Below are 19898 nucleotides of genomic sequence, written 5' to 3'. Positions count from 1 at the left end.
TGTATACTAAGTAGGTTAGATAAAATAATTTGTAAAAGGATTGAATGGAGGGGGAAAATGAATAAGGATTCAATTAATTTACCAGCTATTCCTCTAAGAGGAATTACTATTTTTCCCAATATGATTATACATTTTGATGTCGGTAGGGAAAAGTCGATTTCAGCATTAGAAGAATCAATGTTAAAAGATAGCAAGATATTTTTAGTGTCTCAAATAGATCCAGAAATTGAGGATCCAAAGAGAAACGAAATTTATTCAATAGGGACTATCTGTAAGAAAAAGCAGATTTTAAAGTTGCCAAAAGGCGTTACAAGAGTATTGGTAGAAGGCGTTGAGAGAGCAGCTATAATTGACTTAATAGATGATAAGAAGTTTAAAGAAGTTATAGTTGAAAAAATTGATGATGAACTTAACTTAAAAGATGAAAATGAAGATTCAGCTTTAAGAAATTTACTATCTAAAGCCTTTAAAGAATATATTAGGGTTACAGAAGGTGACGAAAGTAAAGTTATCGAAGTTATAACTAAAGAAGAAGAACTAGGAAAAGTCACAGATTTAATAGCTGCATATATTCAATTAGATGAAGATAAAAAACAAACTATACTTGAAACAATAAATATTGGTGAGAGAATTGAAAAGCTTCTAGTATTTATTAAGGAAGAAGTAGAAATTGTTAAGATAGAAAATAGTATAGGGAAAAAAGTTAAAAATAAATTAGATAAGTCCAATAAAGAATATTTCCTAAGAGAACAATTAAAAGTAATTCAAGAAGAACTTGGCGAAGATGATGAAAAAAATGAGATAGATAATTACGCAGAGAGAATAAGTAAGGCAAAAATGCCAAAAGAAGTTCGTGAAAAAGCTGAACGTGAATTATCTAGATTAAAAACATCATACTCAGGTGATGGAAATAATATTAGAAATTACTTAGATTGGATTATAGAATTGCCTTGGAACAAATCAAGTAATGATTCTTTTAATATAGAAAAGGCAGAAAAAATTCTTGATGATGAACATTATGGGTTAGAAGAAGTGAAGGAAAGAATTTTAGAATATTTAGCTGTAAAACAATATACTAAATCACTGAATGGACCAATTCTTTGCTTAGTAGGACCACCAGGTGTTGGTAAGAGTTCTATAGCAAAATCTGTAGCTAACTCATTAAATAGAAAGTTTGCTAGGATTTCACTTGGTGGATTAAGAGATGAAGCAGAAATAAGAGGTCATAGAAGAACTTATGTAGGAGCTATTCCAGGAAGAATTATCTATGCCTTAAAGGAAGCGAAAGTAAATAATCCATTGATATTATTAGATGAAATTGATAAATTAAGTTCCGATTACAAAGGTAATCCGGCAGATGCACTTTTAGAAGTTTTAGATCCTAAGCAAAATAAAACTTTTAGGGATACATTTATGGAAGTAGATTTTGATTTATCTAATACTTTATTTATTACTACAGCAAACACCTTAGAAACTATTCCTAGACCACTTCTTGATAGAATGGAAATAATAGAAGTATCAGGATATACTTATGAAGAAAAATATCATATAGCAAAAGAGCATTTAATTCCTAAATCCTTAGAAGAGCATAACACAGATGCAGAAACAATAAAGATTTCTGAAGGTGCTATAAGAGAAATTATAAATAGTTATACTAGGGAATCAGGAGTAAGAAGTCTTGAACGTCAAATTAATAAGGTTATTAGAAAATCGATAACTGAAATGGTTAAGACAAAGAAGAAAAAGGTTACTATTACTGTAAATAATCTTAAAAAATATTTAGGAAATAAATATTTTGAGTTTGAGAAAGCTGATAGACAGGATACAATAGGTGTTGTTCATGGATTAGCATGGACTGCATATGGTGGAGATACACTGCCAGTAGAAGTTGTAGTGATGAAAGGTAATGGGAAGTTAGAACTTACTGGAAAGCTAGGAGATGTTATGCAAGAATCAGCAAAAGCAGCTTATAGCTATGTAAGAGCTAACTGTAAAAAATATGGCATTGATGAAGACTTCTATAAGAGCAAAGATGTTCATATACATGTGCCAGAAGGAGCAGTTCCTAAAGACGGACCTTCAGCAGGGGTAACTATTGTCACAGCTTTAGTATCAGCCCTATCCAAAAAGAAAGTTAAAGGGACTGTGGCAATGACAGGTGAAGTAACTTTAACTGGAAAAGTACTTCCTATTGGAGGCGTTAAAGAAAAGTGTTTAGCAGCACATAGAATAGGTATAGATACAATAATTTTACCTAAAGATAATGAAAAAGATATAATAGAGATTCCTAGTACTGTAAAAAATAAATTAAATTTAATTTTTGCAGCTCATGTGGAAGATGTATTAAAAAATGCTTTAATTGGAGTTGAAAATATTGATAATTAACAAGTCAGAATTTATAACATCAGCGGTTAGAAGAGAGCAGTATCCAGAAGATGGACTTAATGAAGTAGCTTTCGTTGGAAGATCTAATGTTGGAAAGAGCTCAATAATAAATGCTTTAACTAATAGAAGAAAATTAGCTAAAGTATCACAAACCCCAGGAAAGACAAGACTAATAAACTTCTTTTTAATAAATGATGGGTTTTATTTAGTTGATTTACCAGGTTATGGTTATGCAAAGGTATCAAAGAAAGAGCAGGAGTCATGGGGAAAAACAATTGAAACTTATCTTACAGCTCGTGAAGAATTAAAGAGAGTTATCTTATTAGTTGACTCAAGACATAAGCCTACAGCAGATGATATTACTATGCATGAATGGATAAAACATTATGGATATGATGTAATAGTGGTTGCAACTAAAAGTGATAAACTATCTAACAATGATTTAGTAAAAAGTAAAAAAATAATAAAAGAAACATTAAAATTAACTGAAAATGATACATTATGTTTCTTCTCGTCTTTAAATAAGAAGGGTGCAGAACAATTAAATGATATTTTATTCGGTGATTTATCTCAGTAGAGAGCTGCCAAATGGCAGTTCTTTTTTTGTAAGAAAAAATAGTATAAAAATAAAGCATTGAATAAAATAGTGTCAAATTATTTGCGGGAGAATAGTATATAGTATAAATTTAATTATAAATTTAAATCAATAGGAGGAATCAATTATGCAAATGAACGATATCATTGGTGAAATGCAACCATCAGATTATTCATCAGTTGGTAGTAGCTGTGGCTGTGGCTGCGGATGTGGCAATTTAGGTGGATTAGGCAATGCTGGTGGATTAGGCAATGCTGGTATTGGAAACTGCGGATTTGGTTGGTGGATTTGGATATTATTAATATTATTCTATACTAATCAAAGTACAAATAATGTAGGAAATAATTGTTGTTGTAATAATGGATCAAATGACTGTTGCTGCTGTCAAGGGAATTCAAATAATGGTTATGGAAATGGAGGCTGCAGTGGATGGTTATTCTTATTAGTTATTTTATTCTTATGTAGCGGATGTAATAACGGATTTGGTGGAGGATTCGGAAATTGCGGATTAGGCAGTGGATTTGGAAACTACGGACTAGGAAATTGTGGAATTTGTGATGGACTAGACGGCCTTGTTGGCGGATGCTACTAGAAAGTAAATAAGGAGGAGATGTTGAAATGTCAAAAAAACATTATCACAAAGATGAATGTTGCTGCTGTTGTCAGCCATGTTGTCCACAAAATTGTTGCTGTAATAACAATAATAACAACAATGGTGGATGCTGCGGAAATCCATTTTCAGGAATTAATAGTTGTGTAGCACCTATTATATTCTTATTAATAGCTTGTGGATCAGGACTATTATGTAGTGGTTCATCATATCTAATTATTTTATTATTCTTGCTATGTGGAGGTTGCGGAAGTTTCTTTGGTGGAAATGGAAACAACGGAAGCTGTTGCTGCACAAACAACTCAAATTGTTGCTGTGAAAGCAATTGCTGCTGCTAGTGTAGAGGGTGGAGGGTTTTTTAACCCTCCAAAAATATTATAAAAATATGCTACTTTTTTTACCTAAATACATATAATTTAATAGAAAGATAATAGGAGGGGGAAAATGTCAAAGAGAAGACATAAAAGCAAAAGGGATAATACCACTGAAAATAGAAGAAGACAGATGCAGCAGCAAAGACAACCACAGCAACAGGCTAGGCAGCAGCCGCAATATAACGGACCTTTTGGAATTAATCCTGCCCAGTTGTTAAGTATGTTTGGAAACATAGATATGAATCAGATTAATAATATGCTTCAAAATATGAATAGGGACGGAATAGATTTTAATAATTTTAATCTAGGCATGCTTCAAAATTTAATGGGTAACAATGGAGGAAGAACAGATAATGTAAATAGCGTTAATAATATAAATAATGATAATAGCGAATCTGTAGTAAATGAGGAAATGGATATTTTTAATGAAGATTTACCAAAGAATAATAGAAAGTTTCAAGTAGATGTAAATGATGAAAACATGCAACTATTAAGGTCTCTTAGAAATATAGTATCAATAGAAAGAGTGCCATTTGTAGATAAAATAATCGAATTATATGCTAAAGGTGCATTTAAAGATTAAGGGAGAAAGTGTATAAAAGAAAATTAAAGGGAAATAATAATAGTGTACCGGAGAAGTATTCTCCTATAGCAAATGAAGATAAATTCTTCATTAAGCTAAAAACCCCCCCATCCCCCTTTTAGGCCGCAATATAGCGGCCTTTTATTTTATGTTGAAATTGATGAAATCTTATAATGATTTAAATAATCTATATTAACAGTAAGGTGAATAAGTACTTCTTTAGAATGTTTGGTTATATCATTACGACTTATTTTTTGAAAAGATAAGGTCCATAAAATAGAGCTAGGATTACCTAAGTTATTCCAATCATTATCACAAAAATAAGCACTTTGGAATTTATATTCATAATTATCCTTATTTAAGTTCCAAAAAATTTTAAGTTCATCACTGGATATGTTAGGAGTAAATATATCAGGTAGTTCTTCTGGTTCGTAAGGGTATTCAATTAAATCAATAAATTTTCCTACTTCATCTAGTGAGAATATATTACCAGTATTGATGGTGACTTCCTTAACTGTGTCATTATCAAGGAAATATGATGAGAAATCGTTGTTATTTAAAAAATTGCTTTTTAAGAGGATTGGCGTTTTGGAATTCTTTGAATCTATTACTCCAAGTATATTATTATTGCAGCAGAATATGTTTTCAAAGCTAGTACCATTCCATTTAAAGATGCAGTATTGAGATGTATTGTTATAATAATTTGAAAGAATTATTTCAGGAATATTATCCCGAGATAAATCTAGAATATTTACTTTTAAATCATAATATGGGCAGATGGTTAAAAAATTTATATTTGAACAATTAAGAATGTAATCTTTATTTGAAGTTTCAATTTTGATTTCATAATAGTTGTTAATCTCAGATATAGTTAGTTCATCTTTCATACCATCTCCATCCAAGTCGTAATAATAAATATGATTAGGTTTTGAAAGAGTAAAAAAAGCGGAAATATTTTTAGTATAATTTATGCAGAAAAACAAGATGGAAATTGCTAAAATACTGAGCATAATAGCAATGATGGTTTTCTTCTTTATGATAATAAATTTTGTCATTATATCACCTCTATAATATATATGATTTTAAGGGTGAGATAATACAAAAAAGCCAGTAAGTTTAACCTACTGGCATTCTTTACATAGTCCATAAAAGAATACTTTATTCCAATTAACTTTATAGTCTGAATTTTCTTCAACTATAGAATTTAGATTTGGAAGAGGAAGATTCATTAAGTCTTCAACTTTACCACATTTTACACATTGAATATGACAATGCTCAAAACAGTTAGCATCATATCTAAAATTGCCTTCTCCTACATTAAGTTCCTGTACTAAGTTTACTTCTACAAGAGTTTTAAGAGACTTATATACAGTTGCAAGACTCATAGTAGGATAAGTTGCTTGAAGAGCATTATAAATAATTTCAGCAGAAGGATGCTCATTTGTAGATTTTAAATATTGATATACAGCTAATCTTTGAGGCGTAAGTTTTAATTTTTTTTCTTTAAATATTAAAGATATGTTCTCCATAAATAGCACCGCCTTTAATTCTATGTAATTATTATATGAAACTGTATAATTATTTGTCAATAATAAATATTAATTAATATAGAATATAAAGAAAAAATTTATAAATTTTTACAAAATTGTTGAAAAAATATTTAAAATATGTTAAATTAATATAAAAAGGTAAGGGGATGAGGATATGTCTAAGTATAAAGTTGGAGATGAATTAATTATTGTAACAGATCCAAATGAAGAAACAGAAAAATTAAATGAGCTTACTAGACTGAAAATAGATGGTGATTTTGCACAAATTTCTTGGGGGCTAAAAATAGTAGATGTTACTTTTGATAAGCCATATGTTACGCTTACTTATAGAAATGCAAATGGTGATATTAATAAAGTTTTTGCTGAATGCAGAGATATAGAAAATTTTGATAGAGAAAAAGTACTGGAAAAAGCTTTATTAAAAGCTTTTCAAAATGAAATTATTAATATTACTGTAATTAAAAATAAATAATATAAGTATTAATAGTTTAAGTCAAGAAAAAGGTGAGTATAAAGGACATATTCATAAATGTACAGGTAAATAAAGTAAAAGTATTTATTTTTTTACAGTTATGATGTATAATAACTGTATAATTAGATAAAATATAATCTTTATTTGCAAGGGGAGAGGTTTATGAGTAAGTGCCCATTTTGGTCAACAGGCAAAGTGAGAGTAAATTGTTATAATGAATGTCCAATGTATCCTGATCCTAAAGGTTATGAGATATGTCCATTTAAAGAGTATTTAGATAGCGAAAGTATTAATATAAAAGATAATATTGATAAGAAATTTAATTATTCTAATGATGATATAGAAGAAGATATCTATCAATTAGTTGGGGCATTAAAGGATTATTAATAAAAAGACATCTTAATTTTTTAAGATGTTTTTTTATTTTAGGATTAATTTAATAATTACTATACAAACATCTAGAAATTATTATTAATGTAGTTATTTTTATAAAATAAGGGCAATAATTATGATAACATAGTAGATATGTAAAAAAGATGTTTTGAATCATAGGGGGAAAAATGAAAGTAAATTTAGATATTAATCAAAGAAATGCAGTATATATAAAAGAAAAAAATGTTTTAGTTGTAGCTTCTCCTGGTTCAGGTAAGACAACAGTAATAATTAATAGAGTAAATCATCTTATTGAGGATTTGAAGATAAATGAAGGTAATATAATAGTGATAACATTTACAAGAGCAGCTGCTGATAATATGAGAAATAGATATAAAAATATATTTAAAAAAGAAAGAGCACCTTTTTTTGGTACTTTTCATGGATTGTTTTATAAGATATTACTGAGAGAGGGTTATGATATAAAAATAATGGATGGAGGAAAGGGGCATGCCATTATAAAGAATGTATTGTCTAGGTATTTTGATGATGTTAATGATGATAAAGTTAGAGAAGTGATGAATAATATTTCTATGTTTAAGACTTCTTTATGTACTGTTGATGAATTTAAATCTACTGTGAGCAAGGATATATTTTTAGAATGTTTAAAGGTTTATGAAAGTAACAAAGAAAGAGAGTGTTTATGGGATTTTGATGATTTATCGGTGAAAGTATTAAAGTTATTTACAGAAAAGAAGAATATTTTAGAAAAGTACCGAAGGGTGTTTAAGTATGTACTAGTAGATGAATTTCAGGATTGCGATAATATACAAGTGAGTTTTTTAATGCTTATGAATAAAGATAATGAACTTTTTGCTGTAGGTGATGAAGATCAATGTATTTATTCATTTAGGGGATCTAAGCCAGAATATATGGTTAATTTTCATGACACTTTTAAAGGTGGAGTAAAGGTTAAGCTTCTTACTAATTATAGAAGTAAGAATAATATTGTGGAGGTATCAAAGCGATTAATTGATAAAAATGAAAATAGAAATGATAAGGAAATAATATCTTATTGCAATAATTGTGGAATTGTTCATTATAGTACTCCATATAATGAATATATGCAAGGTGAAGAAATTGCTAAATACATAAAAGAAAATTATCAAGGCACATATGGGGATAATGCTATTTTATACAGAACCAATATGGAATCTAGAAGTATGATAGATGTGCTTACAAAAAGAAAGATTCCATTTGTGTTATTAGATAAAGGATATAATTTTTTTAATCATTTTATTTGTAGGGATTTAATTAACTATTTGAAATTATCTATTGACCAATATGATAAGAATGCCTTTGCATGGATAATAAACAAGCCTTTTAGATATATGAGTAAAGAAAATTTATCATATATTAATAATTATAAAGAAGATAAATCACCTTTTGATATATTAATTAATAAAAAGGATATGCCGCCGTTCCAGTGCAAAAAGATTGATGACTTAAGAAAAGAAATATTATATTTAAATAAAATGTCTTTAGGTAGTGCCATACAATACATAATATCTACCATGGGTTATATTGATTATTTAAGGGAATACGCTAATAAATATGGTCAAAGTCTTGATGATTTAGAAGATGTATTAGAAGAGTTTAAAGGGGCAGCTGAAGGTTTTAAAACTATTACTGAATTCTTGGTACACGTTAATAATGTGGAAGAACAGATTGAAAGTAGCAAAGTTGTTGAAGATGGTGTGATTTTAAGTACCATTCATGGAGTAAAAGGAATGGAGTTTAATAATGTCTATATTATTAATTGCAATGAAGAGGTAATACCTCATAAATCATCTATGGAAGAAAATATAGAAGAGGAAAGAAGGTTGTTTTATGTGGGTATTACTAGAGCAATAAATAATTTGTATGTATTTTCACCTAAAACAATGAGAGGAAAATTTAGAGAGGCTTCTAGATTTATTGCCGAGTCTCATCTTGAAGAAGAATCTGAAAAGGTTGATTATGGAATAGAAGTAGGTAATATGCTTTATCATAGGACTTATGGTGAAGGTAGTGTAATAGAGATAGACAAAGATAAAATTACCATTAAATTCAAAGACATTTGCAGAAGCTTTTCTTTAAAAGTACTGATGGAAAATAATTTAATTATATTAGTAAATTAATTTTTTAAACATAGTGCATAATAATATTGTCATATAGATGTTGGAGGAAGCTTTATGAAAAGTAAAAATACAGTTTTATGTATAATGGCAATAATATTATTTATTAATTTTTTAACTTTTGAAGCAAATGCTTTGATTTTATCTCCAGAAGAGATAGAACGTATAGAAATGCTTTTAAAAGAAAATGATGCATATGTTCATGATGAAGATAAAAAAGTGCTGGAAGGTTATAAAGAAAAATTATTAAATTATGAAATACTGAATCAGGAAGAAAAAGATTATTTACGAGAATGTTATTTAAATATGATTCGTAACAAGTTAGGGGAAGAAAAGTTTAATGAGTATTGTAAACTTATTGAAAAGAGAAGTAGCAGTGTAGAGTTTACACAGTCAGAAAAATTCAGGCTTTATGAACTAGAAAAGGAACTCAGAGAAAGTCACTAATAGGCTGTAAAACATTGAATATAGTCAATATATATAATATAATTTAAATAGGCTTATATAGCATTATATAATGCCTATTTATAATGTTAATGAGGTAAAAACTAATGAAAAAAGAATTTAGTGTTGAAGACATAAAATTTTCCTTGGACATTGGTACAAGATCCGTAATTGGATCAGCAGGGATTGTAAAGGGAACAAAGATTGATGTTATTAAAGAATGTTACATTGAGCACCATGAGAGGGCAATGCTTGATGGTCAAATACATGATATTTCTCTAGTTACAAAAACTGTTAAGTCAGTGATACAAAATTTAGAAAATGAACTAAATGTAAAGCTTGAAAAAGTTAATATTGCAGCTGCAGGAAGGTTCCTAAAAACTGTTAATAGTAAGGCAGAGCTAGATTTAAATAAAGATGAGTCCATAAATAGTGAATGGATAAAGACTTTAGAGCTTAAAGCTATAAAGGAAGCAGAAGAAAGTATAGCAAAAGAAGTGGTTGGAGAGCTATATTGTGTTGGCTATTCTGTAGTTAACTATTATTTAAATGGTTATATAATTTCAAATCTTTTAGGACATAAAGGTGAAAATATATCTGTAGAAATAATAGCAACTTTCTTACCAAAATCAGTAGTTGATTCTCTATATTCAGTTATGGATAAGTGTGGTTTGAGAGTAAGCAGCCTGACGCTAGAGCCTATTGCAGCCATTGAAGCAGTAGTTCCACAAAAGTTAAGATTATTAAATATTGCTTTGGTGGACATTGGAGCAGGAACATCAGATATAGCTATAAGTGCTGATCAAAGTATAGTAGCATATGGAATGGTTCCTATAGCAGGTGATGAAGTAACAGAGGTTATAGCAAAAGAATGTTTAGTAGATTTTAACACTGCAGAAATTATAAAAAGGCAAATAAATACAGAGGAAGAAATAAAATTTATAGATATATTAGGATTTGAATGTTCTAGAAGTTCTGAAAAGCTTAAAGAAGTTATTAGTCCTATAGTTGCAGAAGTAGGGGAGACCATTGGGGAAAAAATTAAAGAGCTTAATGGAAATAAACCTCCCAGTGCTATTTTTGTTGTAGGAGGAGGAGCGCATACACCAGGGATTCTTGAGGAAATAGCGAAAAATTCCAATATACCTAAAGATAGAATAGCAATAAAGGATAGAGATTCAATAGAATCATGTATAGCAGAAAATGCTTATGGCTCAGCAGGTGTTACTGTAATCGGTATAGCCCTTGTAGGTTTGAAAAATGAAGGCAATGATTTTGTTAATGTATATCTTAATCATATTCCAATAAGTTTATTTAATTCTCATGCTCATACTGTAAAAGATGTATTAGTACATGCTGATATAGATCCTGCCATGCTTATGGCAAAAAGAGGTAAAAATTTAAGATATACTTTAAATGGAGTTAAAAAGATAACCTTTGGAAACAAAGGAGAGAATGCTATTATTAAAGTAAATGGTCAAGAGGCATCTATTGATTCTACAATTAATGATGGTGATGAAGTAAATATAATTTATGCAAAAAATGGACAAAATGCAGCAGCTACAGTTACAGAATTATTAACTAATTATGAAGAAAAAGAAATTTTTATTAATAACATTAGTACCGTTATAAAACCAATTGCTATAGTAAATGATAATAAAGTTTCACTTGACACATATATATCTGACCAGGACATCATTGAAATAATATATCCAAAAAATATTGGAGATGTGAAAAAGTATATAATAAATACTACAAGTGATGTTTTTATCAATGAAGTAAAAGGCAATGATGAATATATAATAAATAATGGTGATAAATTGGTCTTTGAAGATTGTAGATACAGTGAAGAAAATCATTGTAATAATATAAATGAATCACTAATTATTGAGCAAGATGAAAAAAATACAAATTGTGACAAAGATAATATGACAAATGAATTCAGTGAAGAATTAGAGGATGAAGCTATATATGCCATGAAGGTAATAGTTAATGATGAAGAAGTTAAAATTAATGACATGTCTTCCATGATGTTTGTACAAATATTCAGCTACATAAACTTTGATTTATCAGAGCTAAAGGGAAATATAGTTCTTAAGCTGAATGGAGAAGTAGCATCATATACAGATATGGTTAAAGATGGAGATGTTATTAATATTTATTGGGAAAAGTAAAAAAGGGGCTAAAGGGGTATGAGTAGATTTAAAAATGAAGCAGAGAGCATTAAAGATGAAATTATAGCTATTAGAAGGACATTGCATGAAAATCCTGAAATAGGATATGAGGAGTTTAACACTTCTAGGCTTATTAAGGAGTTTTTAACTAAAGAGGGAATTGTTTATGAAGAATATGCAAAAACAGGAGTATGTGCATTGATAAAAGGTAAACAAGCTGATAATGGGAAGGTTATTGCTGTCAGGGCAGATATTGATGCTTTACCGCTAGAGGATAAGAAAAAGTGTAGTTATGCGTCAAAGATAAAAGGCAGGATGCATGGATGTGGACATGATGGACATACTTCTATATTATTAGGGGTAGCAAAGCTTATAAATAGGAATAGAGATATTTTTGGAGGAACTGTAAAACTTATCTTTGAGCCAGCAGAAGAAACTACTGGTGGAGCAAAAGTGATGATTGAGGAAGGAATATTAAAAAATCCAGATGTGGATATGGTGTATGGTCTGCATATGGAGGAAACTATTGATACAGGAACAATAATGGTAAAAAGAGATACTGTCAATGCAGCATCCAATCCATTTAGGATAGTGGTTAAGGGAAAAGGAGCTCATGGTGCTTATCCAGCAGCAGCTGTTGACCCAGTAGTGGCAAGTAGTCAAATTATTATGGCCTTGCAAACTATTGTTAGTAGAGAAATAAATCCAAGTAATTTAGCGGTGGTTACAGTAGGTTCCATTCATGGTGGTACAGCTAGCAATATAATACCTGATGAAGTTGAAATTGGCGGTATAATCAGAACCATCACTAAAGAGGATAGAGAACATTCTGTGAAAAGAGTGAAGGAAATTGCTGAAGGTATTGCTAGAACATTAAGAACAGAATGCCAAATTGAAATAGAAGAGTCTTATCCTTGTCTGATAAATAATGCTAACCTTGTTGAAATGCTTAGAGAAAATGCTGCAAAGGTAATTGGCATAGAAAATGTATTAGAACAAAAGAATCCTAAGATGGGAGTTGAAAGTTTTGCATACTTTGCCAATGAAGTTCCTTCGGTTTTCTATTTCTTAGGATGTAGAAATATTGAAAAAGGAATTATACATCCAGCCCATAGCAGTTTATTTGATATTGATGAAGAATCATTGCCAATAGGAATAGCCATTGGTTGTGAATTTATCGTTGATTATTTGACAAGTTGCTAAAATAATATTAATCTAATACAATGGGGAAAAGAAAAAAAGAGTACGGAAAACAGGAGATGATTTAAGTGAAAATAGAAATAGGAACAAATGAAGCTGGTCAGAGATTAGATAAATTTTTGAGAAAATACTTTAAAGATGTACCATTAAGTGCTATATTCAAAGCTTTAAGAAAAGGTGATATCAGAGTTAATGGAACAAAGAAAAAAGAAAATTATGCTTTAGAATTAGGTGATGAAATAGAAGTAAGATACTTACAATCTAAGAAAGAAACTAATACAAGCAAAGAAGTAAACTTTATAAAAGTAAATTCAGGTTCTATGAAGATTACTTTTGAAGATGACAATATACTAGTTGTTGAAAAGTGGCCAGGTGTTTTAGTTCATCCAGACCAAAAAGGAGCAGAACCATCTTTAACTGATTATGTATTATCATACTTAAATGATAAAGGTGATTATCTTCCAGAAAAGGAACTTACTTTTACACCAGCACCATGTAATAGATTAGATAGAAATACTTCTGGTGCTGTTATTTTCGGTAAAAACTTCGAAGCCTTAAGAGAAATGAATGAAATGATTAGAGAAGGACAGGTTAAGAAGTATTATAATGCATTAGTAACAGGAAGAATAAAAGATGGAATGTACACAGGATATATTTCTAAAAATGAAAATGAAAATATATCAAAAGTATATGATAAAGAAATGCCAAATACAAAGAAAATTGCCATGGAAGTTAAGACTATTCAAAGTAATGGAGCATTCTCATTCTTAGAAATAGACTTAATTACAGGAAGAAGTCATCAAATAAGAACTCACTTAAGTCACTTAGGACATCCGATTGTTGGTGATACTAAATATGGTGATAGAAATATAAATTCATTCTTTGACAATAAATTTGGGCTAAATTATCAATTCCTTTATGCTTACAAGCTTATTATTAAAGGTGGAGAAGGAAAGCTTGCATATTTAAAGAATAAGACAATAGCAGAAGCACTTCCTCCAATGTTTAAGAAAGTAAAGAGAGATGTATTTAAATTCACATTATAAAAGGGGATAATTATGGAGAAGAAATCATTAGGTAGGAGCTTTATGATACTATCTTTTGCGGGGATATTCATTAAGATATTATCAGCGGCATATGTACCATTGCTGACAGCTGTAATAGGTTCAGATGCATATGCTTCTTACTCTATAAGTTATACAATGTTCACATTTATATTAGCCGTAACATCATTAGGGGCTCAGCCTGCTATAACTAAGGTTGTGGCAGAATATAGAGCTGTTGGAAATTCTATTGATGCCTTAAGGGCAATGAAAATATCTAGGAAATATATGACTATTATAGGGCTATTTGGAACAATTATTTTATTGATACTGGCAAGGCCTATAGCTTTAGCTAGCACATGGGATAAGTCTATACTTGCCATAATGTTCCTTTCTCCTACAATTTTGTTTTCATGTATATTATCTGTTTATAGAGGGTATATGCAAGGAATTGAGGATATGGAGACTATCGGAATATCACAAATAGTTGAGCAGATAATAAATGTTGTTTTAAGTCTTGTTTTTGCAGGTATATTAATAAAAATTAATGAAGAAATGGGTATTGCAGGAGGGACTGTAGGTACTACTTTAGGAGCAGTAGTTGCAATTATATATATAATTTATATTTATCAAAAGAGAGACTACGAAGAAGAAGCATATTCTAGCAATACTAGTGAAAAGAGACATAGTGAAAAGAAGATAGTAAGAAAGATATTAATGTACGCATTACCCATTACATTAGTGGCAGCATTACAAAATTCAAGTCCGCTTGTGGATGCCATGATAGTGAAAAGAAGGCTTGCAACTTCAGGGATACCTAAAGCAAGTTTGGAAGTTACGTATGCTTATCTTTCATATTTTAATACTTTATTATATGTACCATTAGCATTGGTAACGGCACTTAGTACAGCTATATTTCCTAAGGTTATTTCAGCTTATACTTGTAAAAATCGTAAGGAGCTTAGAAGTAATATAAGTTATTCTTATAGAATAACTTTTATGATTACTATACCATCATTAGTAGGATTATCAGTTTTAAGTAAAGAGGTATTCCTTATGCTTTTTGGATTAAATGAAGGATATGAGCTTCTTATGTATGGTTCAATAGTGCTGGTATTTATGTCTATAACTACTATACAAAATACTATTTTACAAGGTGTAAATAAATTATATCTTGTTTTATCTACAGCATTTATTGGTGTAGTATTGAAACTGATATTAGATTTTATACTTGTAGCTATTCCAGAGGTTAATATTTTTGGAGCTGTAATTGCCAGTTTAGTATCGTATCTTGTTCCAGCTATTATAAATCATAGGAACTTAAGAATGATATTTAGAGTAAGAGTTCCAATTATTAAGCTGTCAATAACATCAATTATTGCTTCTTTGGCTATGGGGCTGGCTATTGTAGGTATAAGGATGCCTATAGATAGATTAATTAATATTTTTGAAGGCGGAAGACTTATGATTAGTATAGCAACATTAGTTATGGTAGCAATTGGCGGAATGGTATATTTAATAATAATGATTTTAATTGGAGGAATAAGAAAAACAGATTTAGATTTAATTTCTCCCAAGATATATAGAATTATGCCAAGATTTTTAAGAAAAATGATGTAATTATTATTTTAAAGATAACTTAATTTATATTGAGTTATCTTTTTTTTGTATATAAAGCATAAAAAATAAACATTATAACATTATGGTAAAGATAAAGATGAGGTGAAGAAGAGTGGGAATAAAATTACAAAATTTAGTGGTGAAATTTGGAGATTTTACAGCTATAAATGAGGTGACGTTGGAAATTCCAAAGGGAAAGCTAATTTCTTTACTAGGTCCATCAGGCTCTGGTAAATCAACTACGCTTTTCACTATATGCGGAATACACAAACCTTATTCAGGTAAAATAATATTTGGTGATAGAGATGTAACTGGCTTGGAGCCAGAAGAGTTAGGAATCGGTTTGGTATTTCAAAATTATGCCTTATACCCTCATATGACTATAAGGGAAAATATAGGATTTCCATTAAAGAATTTAAAGTGGAACAAGGAGGAAGCGGCAAAAAGGATAGTGGAAGTTGCCAAAACTGTAAAGATAGATGGACTTTTAGCCAGGAAACCATCGCAGCTTTCAGGAGGGCAACAACAGAGAGTGGCTATAGCAAGAGCTTTGGCTAAAAGACCAGATATTCTTTTGTTAGATGAACCATTATCTAATTTGGATACTAAGCTAAGAGTAGAAACAAGACAGGAAATAAGAAGAATACAAAAGGAAACAGGAGTTACTGCCATATTTGTTACTCATGATCAAGAAGAAGCCATGAGTATTTCAGATCAGATAGTGCTTATGAAGGATGGAGCTATTGAGCAGGTATCAACACCTACTGATATGTATTTAAATCCTATCAATAAATTTGTAGCATCTTTTATAGGAAGTCCAGAGATGAATTTTGTAAATTTAAAAGTTAAAGATGGCATAGGAGTAATTGATAATTATACCATAAAGAATATTACAAAAGAAAAGAAAAATGTTATTTTAGGCTTCCGTGCTGAAGATGTGGAAATAGCAAATGCAGGAATTGGTGCTAAAGTGGATACTGTAGAAATATTAGGGAGGGAAAAGCTTCTTACATTAAGTCATAATAATAGGATATTCAAGGTTTTAGTTGAAAATACTTTTCATATTGAAGAAGGTAAAGGAATATATATAAGACCTAAAGAAGGAAAATGTTATATATTTGATGAAAAAACGGAGGAATTTATTAAAAAATGTTAAAGAAAAAATATAAAGGTTATTTATATCTACTTCCAGCATTAATAGTGCTTTTAGTTTTTGTATTCTATCCCATAATAAATACTGTAATATTTAGCTTTGATGAAACAAAAGCCAGCGGATTTAAATTTGGTATAGGATCATATAAATATCTTTTTAGTGATAAGAGATTTAGACAATCCCTGGTAAATACACTGATATATGCAGCCATAGTTCCATTTTTATCAGTAAGTATTTCTTTGCTTTTAGCAAATGCTTTAGTACATTTAAAAAATAAAAAGTTACAAAGTATGTTTCAGAGTATATATTTTTTACCATATGTAACATCTTTAGTTGCCATAGGCATAGTATGGTCATGGCTTTTTAATAGTGAATATGGTGTTATTAATTATGTTCTTAAAGTTATAGGTTTCAAAGGTATTAATTGGCTTAATGATTCTAAATATGGAATGTTGGCATTAATTATTTTTGCAGTATGGAAAAGCCTAGCTTTCAATACACTTATTTTGACTACAGGCATAGCTTCTATTAATCCTCAGTATTATCAAGCTGCCAAAATAGATCAGGCATCAAGTAGGACAATATTTACTCAAATTACCATAAAGCTAGTTTCACCTATGATAGCTTATACATATATGATAAGTCTTATTGCAGCCTTTAAGGTATACACAGAAGTGTACGTATTATTTGGAGGAAGAACTTTAGATGGATCAGTATCCACAGTAGTTAGATATATTATTGACAGATTTTATGGCGATCAAGACTTTCCACTTGCTTATGCAGCAGCAGTAGTATTACTTGTAATTATTCTTTTGGTGACAGGAATACAGAAATATGCTCAAAGAAATAAAATTCATTACTAGAGGTGATTTATTTTATGAATAGAAAGTATTTTTTGAATTTTTTAAAATATATGGCATTAGTGCTATTTGCTATAATCACTTTATTTCCCTTTTATTGGATGATTGCTTTTTCCTTAAAGACAAGTTTTGAAGTAATCCAGATACCGCCAAGCTTGATACCTAAATCTCTTAAATTTGAAAATTATACTATAGCATTTAAAATGGCTCCATTTGTGAGATATTTTATTAATACTATCATTGTCACTGCATTAAGTATTATTTTTACAGTAATAATAGCTATTCTTTCAGCTTTTGCTTTTGCTAATTTGGAGTTTAAAGGTAGAGATTTGATATTTGCAATTTTTTTAGCATCAATGATGATTCCAGGAGAAGTTCTTATAGTAACTAATTTTAAAACAATATCTAAATTAGGTTGGATTGATACATATAGGGCTTTATTTATACCTTACATGGCAAATGTTTTATACATATATATGCTGAGAGAGTTTTTCTTAACAGTACCTAAGCAGCTATATTATGCAGCTAAGGTTGATGGTGCTAGTGATTGGAAGTTTCTTTGGAGTATATTGGTACCAATTGCTAAGCCATCAATAATAACCATTTGTATACTGGTAGGAATAAATTCGTGGAATGCTTTTTTATGGCCATTATTAGTAACAAATAGTGTTGATATGAGATTGGTAGCCAATGGACTTACAGCTTTTCAATCTGATGCTGGAAATAGCTATGAGTTATTAATGGCTGCATCCACAATAATTACTCTTCCAATAGTGATTATTTATATTTTTTTACATAAGAAAATTATGAGCGGTATATCAATAGGTGGAATAAAAGGATAATTTAGATGAATTTTTAAATTAAAGTTACACACAATAAATAGAGAAAATATATTAAATTAGAGGTGAAGCAAATGAAAAAAAGATTTTTGGCGTCATTGCTAACAGTGGTGACAACAATGGCATTGTTTGTAGGTTGTAAAAATACTACCAGTACTACAGAAGAAATTATTATAGAGGTGAATGAACCAGTTTCTATTGAACTGTGGCATTACCTAACAGGAAGTCAAGGGGAAGTACTACAGAGTATTATTGACGATTTCAATAGTACTAATGGTAAAGGAATTACTGTTACTGCTGTAAATCAAGGAAATATAACAGATTTAAATAAAAAGGTTGTAGCAGCAGCTCAATCTAATTCCTTGCCAGCAATTATCAATATATATCCAGATTTAGCAACAGGATTAATTCAAGATGGGAAAATAATTGATTTAACTCCATACATCAATAATGATAAAATTGGTATGAAAGATGAAATTAATAATGATTTTATTAAAACTTTTATTGATGAAGTATCACAGTGGAATGATGGAAGCATTTATGGTATACCACTAACTAAATCAACAGAAGTTCTTTATGTCAATGAAACATTGTTAGGTACTTTAGGATACACAATGAATGATTTGAATAATTTAACCATGGAAAAACTTACAGAGATATGCAAGAAGAGTAAAGAAGAATTAGATATTCCTGGTTTTGGTTTTGATTCAGGGTCTAATGCTTTTATTTCAACATTAAAAATGGATGGAAAAGACTTTATTGAATTAGATGGAACTATTAATGTTGATAATGAATGGGTTAAAGAATTTATGCAGTATTATAAAGATAATACTGAAAAGGGATATTTTAGAACACCAGGTGAAGACACTTATTTATCAGGGCCATTTTCCAATGAAAAATTACTTATGTATCAAGGCTCAACAGCAGGAGCATCACATATACAGACTAATGGTGCATTTGTTTTAGGTATTAGTGAGGTGCCAAAGTTTGAAGCTAAATCTAAAGCAGTTATTCAGCAAGGTGCATCTTTATTTGTAACTAATGATACCACAGCGCAACAAAAATATGCAGCATATGAATTTATTAAATATGCTACAAACACAGAAAATACAGCACAGTTTGCTGTAGCTACTGGCTATCTTCCAGTAAGATATTCAGCTGAAGAAACCATTACAATGAAAAATGTGTTAAATAATACTGAAAGTATATATGGAAAGGTATATCCAGTGGCTAAAGAAGAATTAAATTATGCTTATTATACTCCAGCAATTAATAATGCTCAATCTGCAAGAAATATAATTCAGGAAAAATATGAATCATATGTAAATGGCGGTATATCAGATATAGAAACCTTTATAAAGGACACTACATCACAAGTTGAAACTTCAATTCAAAGGCAATAACAATAGAGATAGGAATTAAATCCTATCTCTAATTTGTGTAATAT

At 29.7% G+C, this 19898-nt stretch carries 19 protein-coding genes; 17 read left to right on the top strand and 2 right to left on the bottom strand.

Features of this window, described 5'->3' with window-relative positions:
* The first annotated feature begins 57 nt into the window (after positions 1-57).
* The 5 genes from lon to H8R92_RS08525 all read left to right on the top strand — a co-directional run bounded on the left by lon (position 58) and on the right by H8R92_RS08525 (position 4547).
* On the top strand, positions 58-2385 hold the full coding sequence (gene lon / locus H8R92_RS08545) for an endopeptidase La (protein ID WP_186835213.1): 2328 nt from the start codon (positions 58-60) through the stop codon (positions 2383-2385).
* The gene (yihA, locus tag H8R92_RS08540) at positions 2375-2962 is read left to right on the top strand and encodes a ribosome biogenesis GTP-binding protein YihA/YsxC (RefSeq protein WP_022211191.1); all 588 of its coding nucleotides are present in this window, start codon (positions 2375-2377) and stop codon (positions 2960-2962) included. The genes lon and yihA overlap by 11 nt, the downstream gene beginning before the upstream one ends.
* Before the next feature lie 145 nt (positions 2963-3107).
* A complete protein-coding gene (locus H8R92_RS08535) occupies positions 3108-3572 on the top strand; it encodes a hypothetical protein (RefSeq protein ID WP_022211192.1) in 465 nt (154 codons plus the stop codon).
* Between the two features lie 26 nt (positions 3573-3598).
* Positions 3599-3928 (top strand): hypothetical protein, encoded by a 330-nt coding sequence (locus tag H8R92_RS08530; RefSeq protein ID WP_186835212.1) that lies wholly within the window; start codon positions 3599-3601, stop codon positions 3926-3928.
* Positions 3929-4034: 106 nt separating this feature from the next.
* Positions 4035-4547: a hypothetical protein gene (locus H8R92_RS08525; protein WP_186835211.1), complete on the top strand. Its 513-nt coding sequence runs from the start codon at positions 4035-4037 to the stop codon at positions 4545-4547.
* A gap of 146 nt (positions 4548-4693) precedes the next feature.
* Here the strand turns inward: H8R92_RS08525 and H8R92_RS08520 are convergent, their stop codons facing one another.
* A complete protein-coding gene (locus H8R92_RS08520) occupies positions 4694-5434 on the bottom strand; it encodes a hypothetical protein (protein WP_186835210.1) in 741 nt (246 codons plus the stop codon).
* Between the two features lie 234 nt (positions 5435-5668).
* Complete coding sequence (perR, locus tag H8R92_RS08515) at positions 5669-6076, bottom strand: transcriptional regulator PerR (protein WP_186835209.1); 408 nt, start codon at positions 6074-6076, stop codon at positions 5669-5671.
* Positions 6077-6251: 175 nt separating this feature from the next.
* On the opposite strand from perR, the gene H8R92_RS08510 reads away from it, so the two are divergent.
* From H8R92_RS08510 to H8R92_RS08455, 12 genes are all read left to right on the top strand, one after another.
* The gene (locus H8R92_RS08510) at positions 6252-6569 is read left to right on the top strand and encodes a hypothetical protein (RefSeq protein ID WP_022211196.1); all 318 of its coding nucleotides are present in this window, start codon (positions 6252-6254) and stop codon (positions 6567-6569) included.
* 162 nt (positions 6570-6731) lie between these two features.
* Positions 6732-6956, top strand: coding sequence for a hypothetical protein (locus H8R92_RS08505; RefSeq protein WP_022211197.1), 225 nt, complete (start codon positions 6732-6734; stop codon positions 6954-6956).
* A 173-nt stretch (positions 6957-7129) separates the two neighbouring features.
* Positions 7130-9121 carry an ATP-dependent helicase gene (locus tag H8R92_RS08500; RefSeq protein WP_186835208.1) on the top strand — a complete coding sequence of 664 codons (1992 nt, stop codon included), beginning with the start codon at positions 7130-7132 and terminating at the stop codon, positions 9119-9121.
* Between the two features lie 54 nt (positions 9122-9175).
* Entirely contained in the window at positions 9176-9565 is a 390-nt protein-coding gene (locus H8R92_RS08495) for a hypothetical protein (protein ID WP_022211199.1), read from the top strand.
* A 104-nt stretch (positions 9566-9669) separates the two neighbouring features.
* On the top strand, positions 9670-11736 hold the full coding sequence (locus H8R92_RS08490) for a cell division protein FtsA (protein WP_186835207.1): 2067 nt from the start codon (positions 9670-9672) through the stop codon (positions 11734-11736).
* Positions 11737-11754: 18 nt separating this feature from the next.
* A complete protein-coding gene (locus tag H8R92_RS08485; RefSeq protein ID WP_186835206.1) occupies positions 11755-12939 on the top strand; it encodes a M20 metallopeptidase family protein in 1185 nt (394 codons plus the stop codon).
* 65 nt (positions 12940-13004) lie between these two features.
* Positions 13005-13982 (top strand): RluA family pseudouridine synthase, encoded by a 978-nt coding sequence (locus H8R92_RS08480; protein WP_022211202.1) that lies wholly within the window; start codon positions 13005-13007, stop codon positions 13980-13982.
* A gap of 12 nt (positions 13983-13994) precedes the next feature.
* A complete protein-coding gene (locus H8R92_RS08475) occupies positions 13995-15599 on the top strand; it encodes a putative polysaccharide biosynthesis protein (RefSeq protein ID WP_186835205.1) in 1605 nt (534 codons plus the stop codon).
* Between the two features lie 112 nt (positions 15600-15711).
* Entirely contained in the window at positions 15712-16755 is a 1044-nt protein-coding gene (locus H8R92_RS08470; protein ID WP_186835204.1) for an ABC transporter ATP-binding protein, read from the top strand.
* Positions 16749-17615, top strand: a complete 867-nt coding sequence (locus tag H8R92_RS08465) for a carbohydrate ABC transporter permease (protein WP_186835203.1) — start codon at positions 16749-16751, stop codon at positions 17613-17615. The genes H8R92_RS08470 and H8R92_RS08465 overlap by 7 nt, the downstream gene beginning before the upstream one ends.
* Positions 17616-17629: 14 nt before the next feature.
* Positions 17630-18454 carry a carbohydrate ABC transporter permease gene (locus tag H8R92_RS08460; RefSeq protein ID WP_186835202.1) on the top strand — a complete coding sequence of 275 codons (825 nt, stop codon included), beginning with the start codon at positions 17630-17632 and terminating at the stop codon, positions 18452-18454.
* 71 nt (positions 18455-18525) lie between these two features.
* Positions 18526-19854, top strand: coding sequence for an extracellular solute-binding protein (locus H8R92_RS08455; RefSeq protein ID WP_186835201.1), 1329 nt, complete (start codon positions 18526-18528; stop codon positions 19852-19854).
* Positions 19855-19898 lie beyond the last annotated feature (44 nt).

Origin of the sequence: Clostridium lentum (genome assembly GCF_014287815.1) — a bacterium.
GTDB lineage: Bacteria > Bacillota > Clostridia > Clostridiales > Clostridiaceae > Clostridium > Clostridium lentum.
The sequence above is the reverse complement of the archived record's forward strand: the minus strand, read 5'-3'. Positions and strand labels throughout refer to the sequence as shown.

Excerpts from the sequence above, each read along its gene's own strand:
- H8R92_RS08535 (WP_022211192.1), top strand. The coding sequence starts at position 3,108 with ATGCAAATGAACGATATCATTGGTGAAATGCAACCATCAGATTATTCA.
- H8R92_RS08455 (WP_186835201.1), top strand. The coding sequence starts at position 18,526 with ATGAAAAAAAGATTTTTGGCGTCATTGCTAACAGTGGTGACAACAATG.
- H8R92_RS08495 (WP_022211199.1), top strand. The coding sequence starts at position 9,176 with ATGAAAAGTAAAAATACAGTTTTATGTATAATGGCAATAATATTATTT.
- H8R92_RS08490 (WP_186835207.1), top strand. The coding sequence starts at position 9,670 with ATGAAAAAAGAATTTAGTGTTGAAGACATAAAATTTTCCTTGGACATT.
- H8R92_RS08460 (WP_186835202.1), top strand. The coding sequence starts at position 17,630 with ATGAATAGAAAGTATTTTTTGAATTTTTTAAAATATATGGCATTAGTG.
- H8R92_RS08530 (WP_186835212.1), top strand. The coding sequence starts at position 3,599 with ATGTCAAAAAAACATTATCACAAAGATGAATGTTGCTGCTGTTGTCAG.
- H8R92_RS08500 (WP_186835208.1), top strand. The coding sequence starts at position 7,130 with ATGAAAGTAAATTTAGATATTAATCAAAGAAATGCAGTATATATAAAA.
- H8R92_RS08475 (WP_186835205.1), top strand. The coding sequence starts at position 13,995 with ATGGAGAAGAAATCATTAGGTAGGAGCTTTATGATACTATCTTTTGCG.
- H8R92_RS08505 (WP_022211197.1), top strand. The coding sequence starts at position 6,732 with ATGAGTAAGTGCCCATTTTGGTCAACAGGCAAAGTGAGAGTAAATTGT.
- H8R92_RS08525 (WP_186835211.1), top strand. The coding sequence starts at position 4,035 with ATGTCAAAGAGAAGACATAAAAGCAAAAGGGATAATACCACTGAAAAT.
- H8R92_RS08520 (WP_186835210.1), bottom strand. The coding sequence starts at position 5,434 with ATGAAAGATGAACTAACTATATCTGAGATTAACAACTATTATGAAATC.
- H8R92_RS08465 (WP_186835203.1), top strand. The coding sequence starts at position 16,749 with ATGTTAAAGAAAAAATATAAAGGTTATTTATATCTACTTCCAGCATTA.
- H8R92_RS08510 (WP_022211196.1), top strand. The coding sequence starts at position 6,252 with ATGTCTAAGTATAAAGTTGGAGATGAATTAATTATTGTAACAGATCCA.
- H8R92_RS08485 (WP_186835206.1), top strand. The coding sequence starts at position 11,755 with ATGAGTAGATTTAAAAATGAAGCAGAGAGCATTAAAGATGAAATTATA.
- lon (WP_186835213.1), top strand. The coding sequence starts at position 58 with ATGAATAAGGATTCAATTAATTTACCAGCTATTCCTCTAAGAGGAATT.
- perR (WP_186835209.1), bottom strand. The coding sequence starts at position 6,076 with ATGGAGAACATATCTTTAATATTTAAAGAAAAAAAATTAAAACTTACG.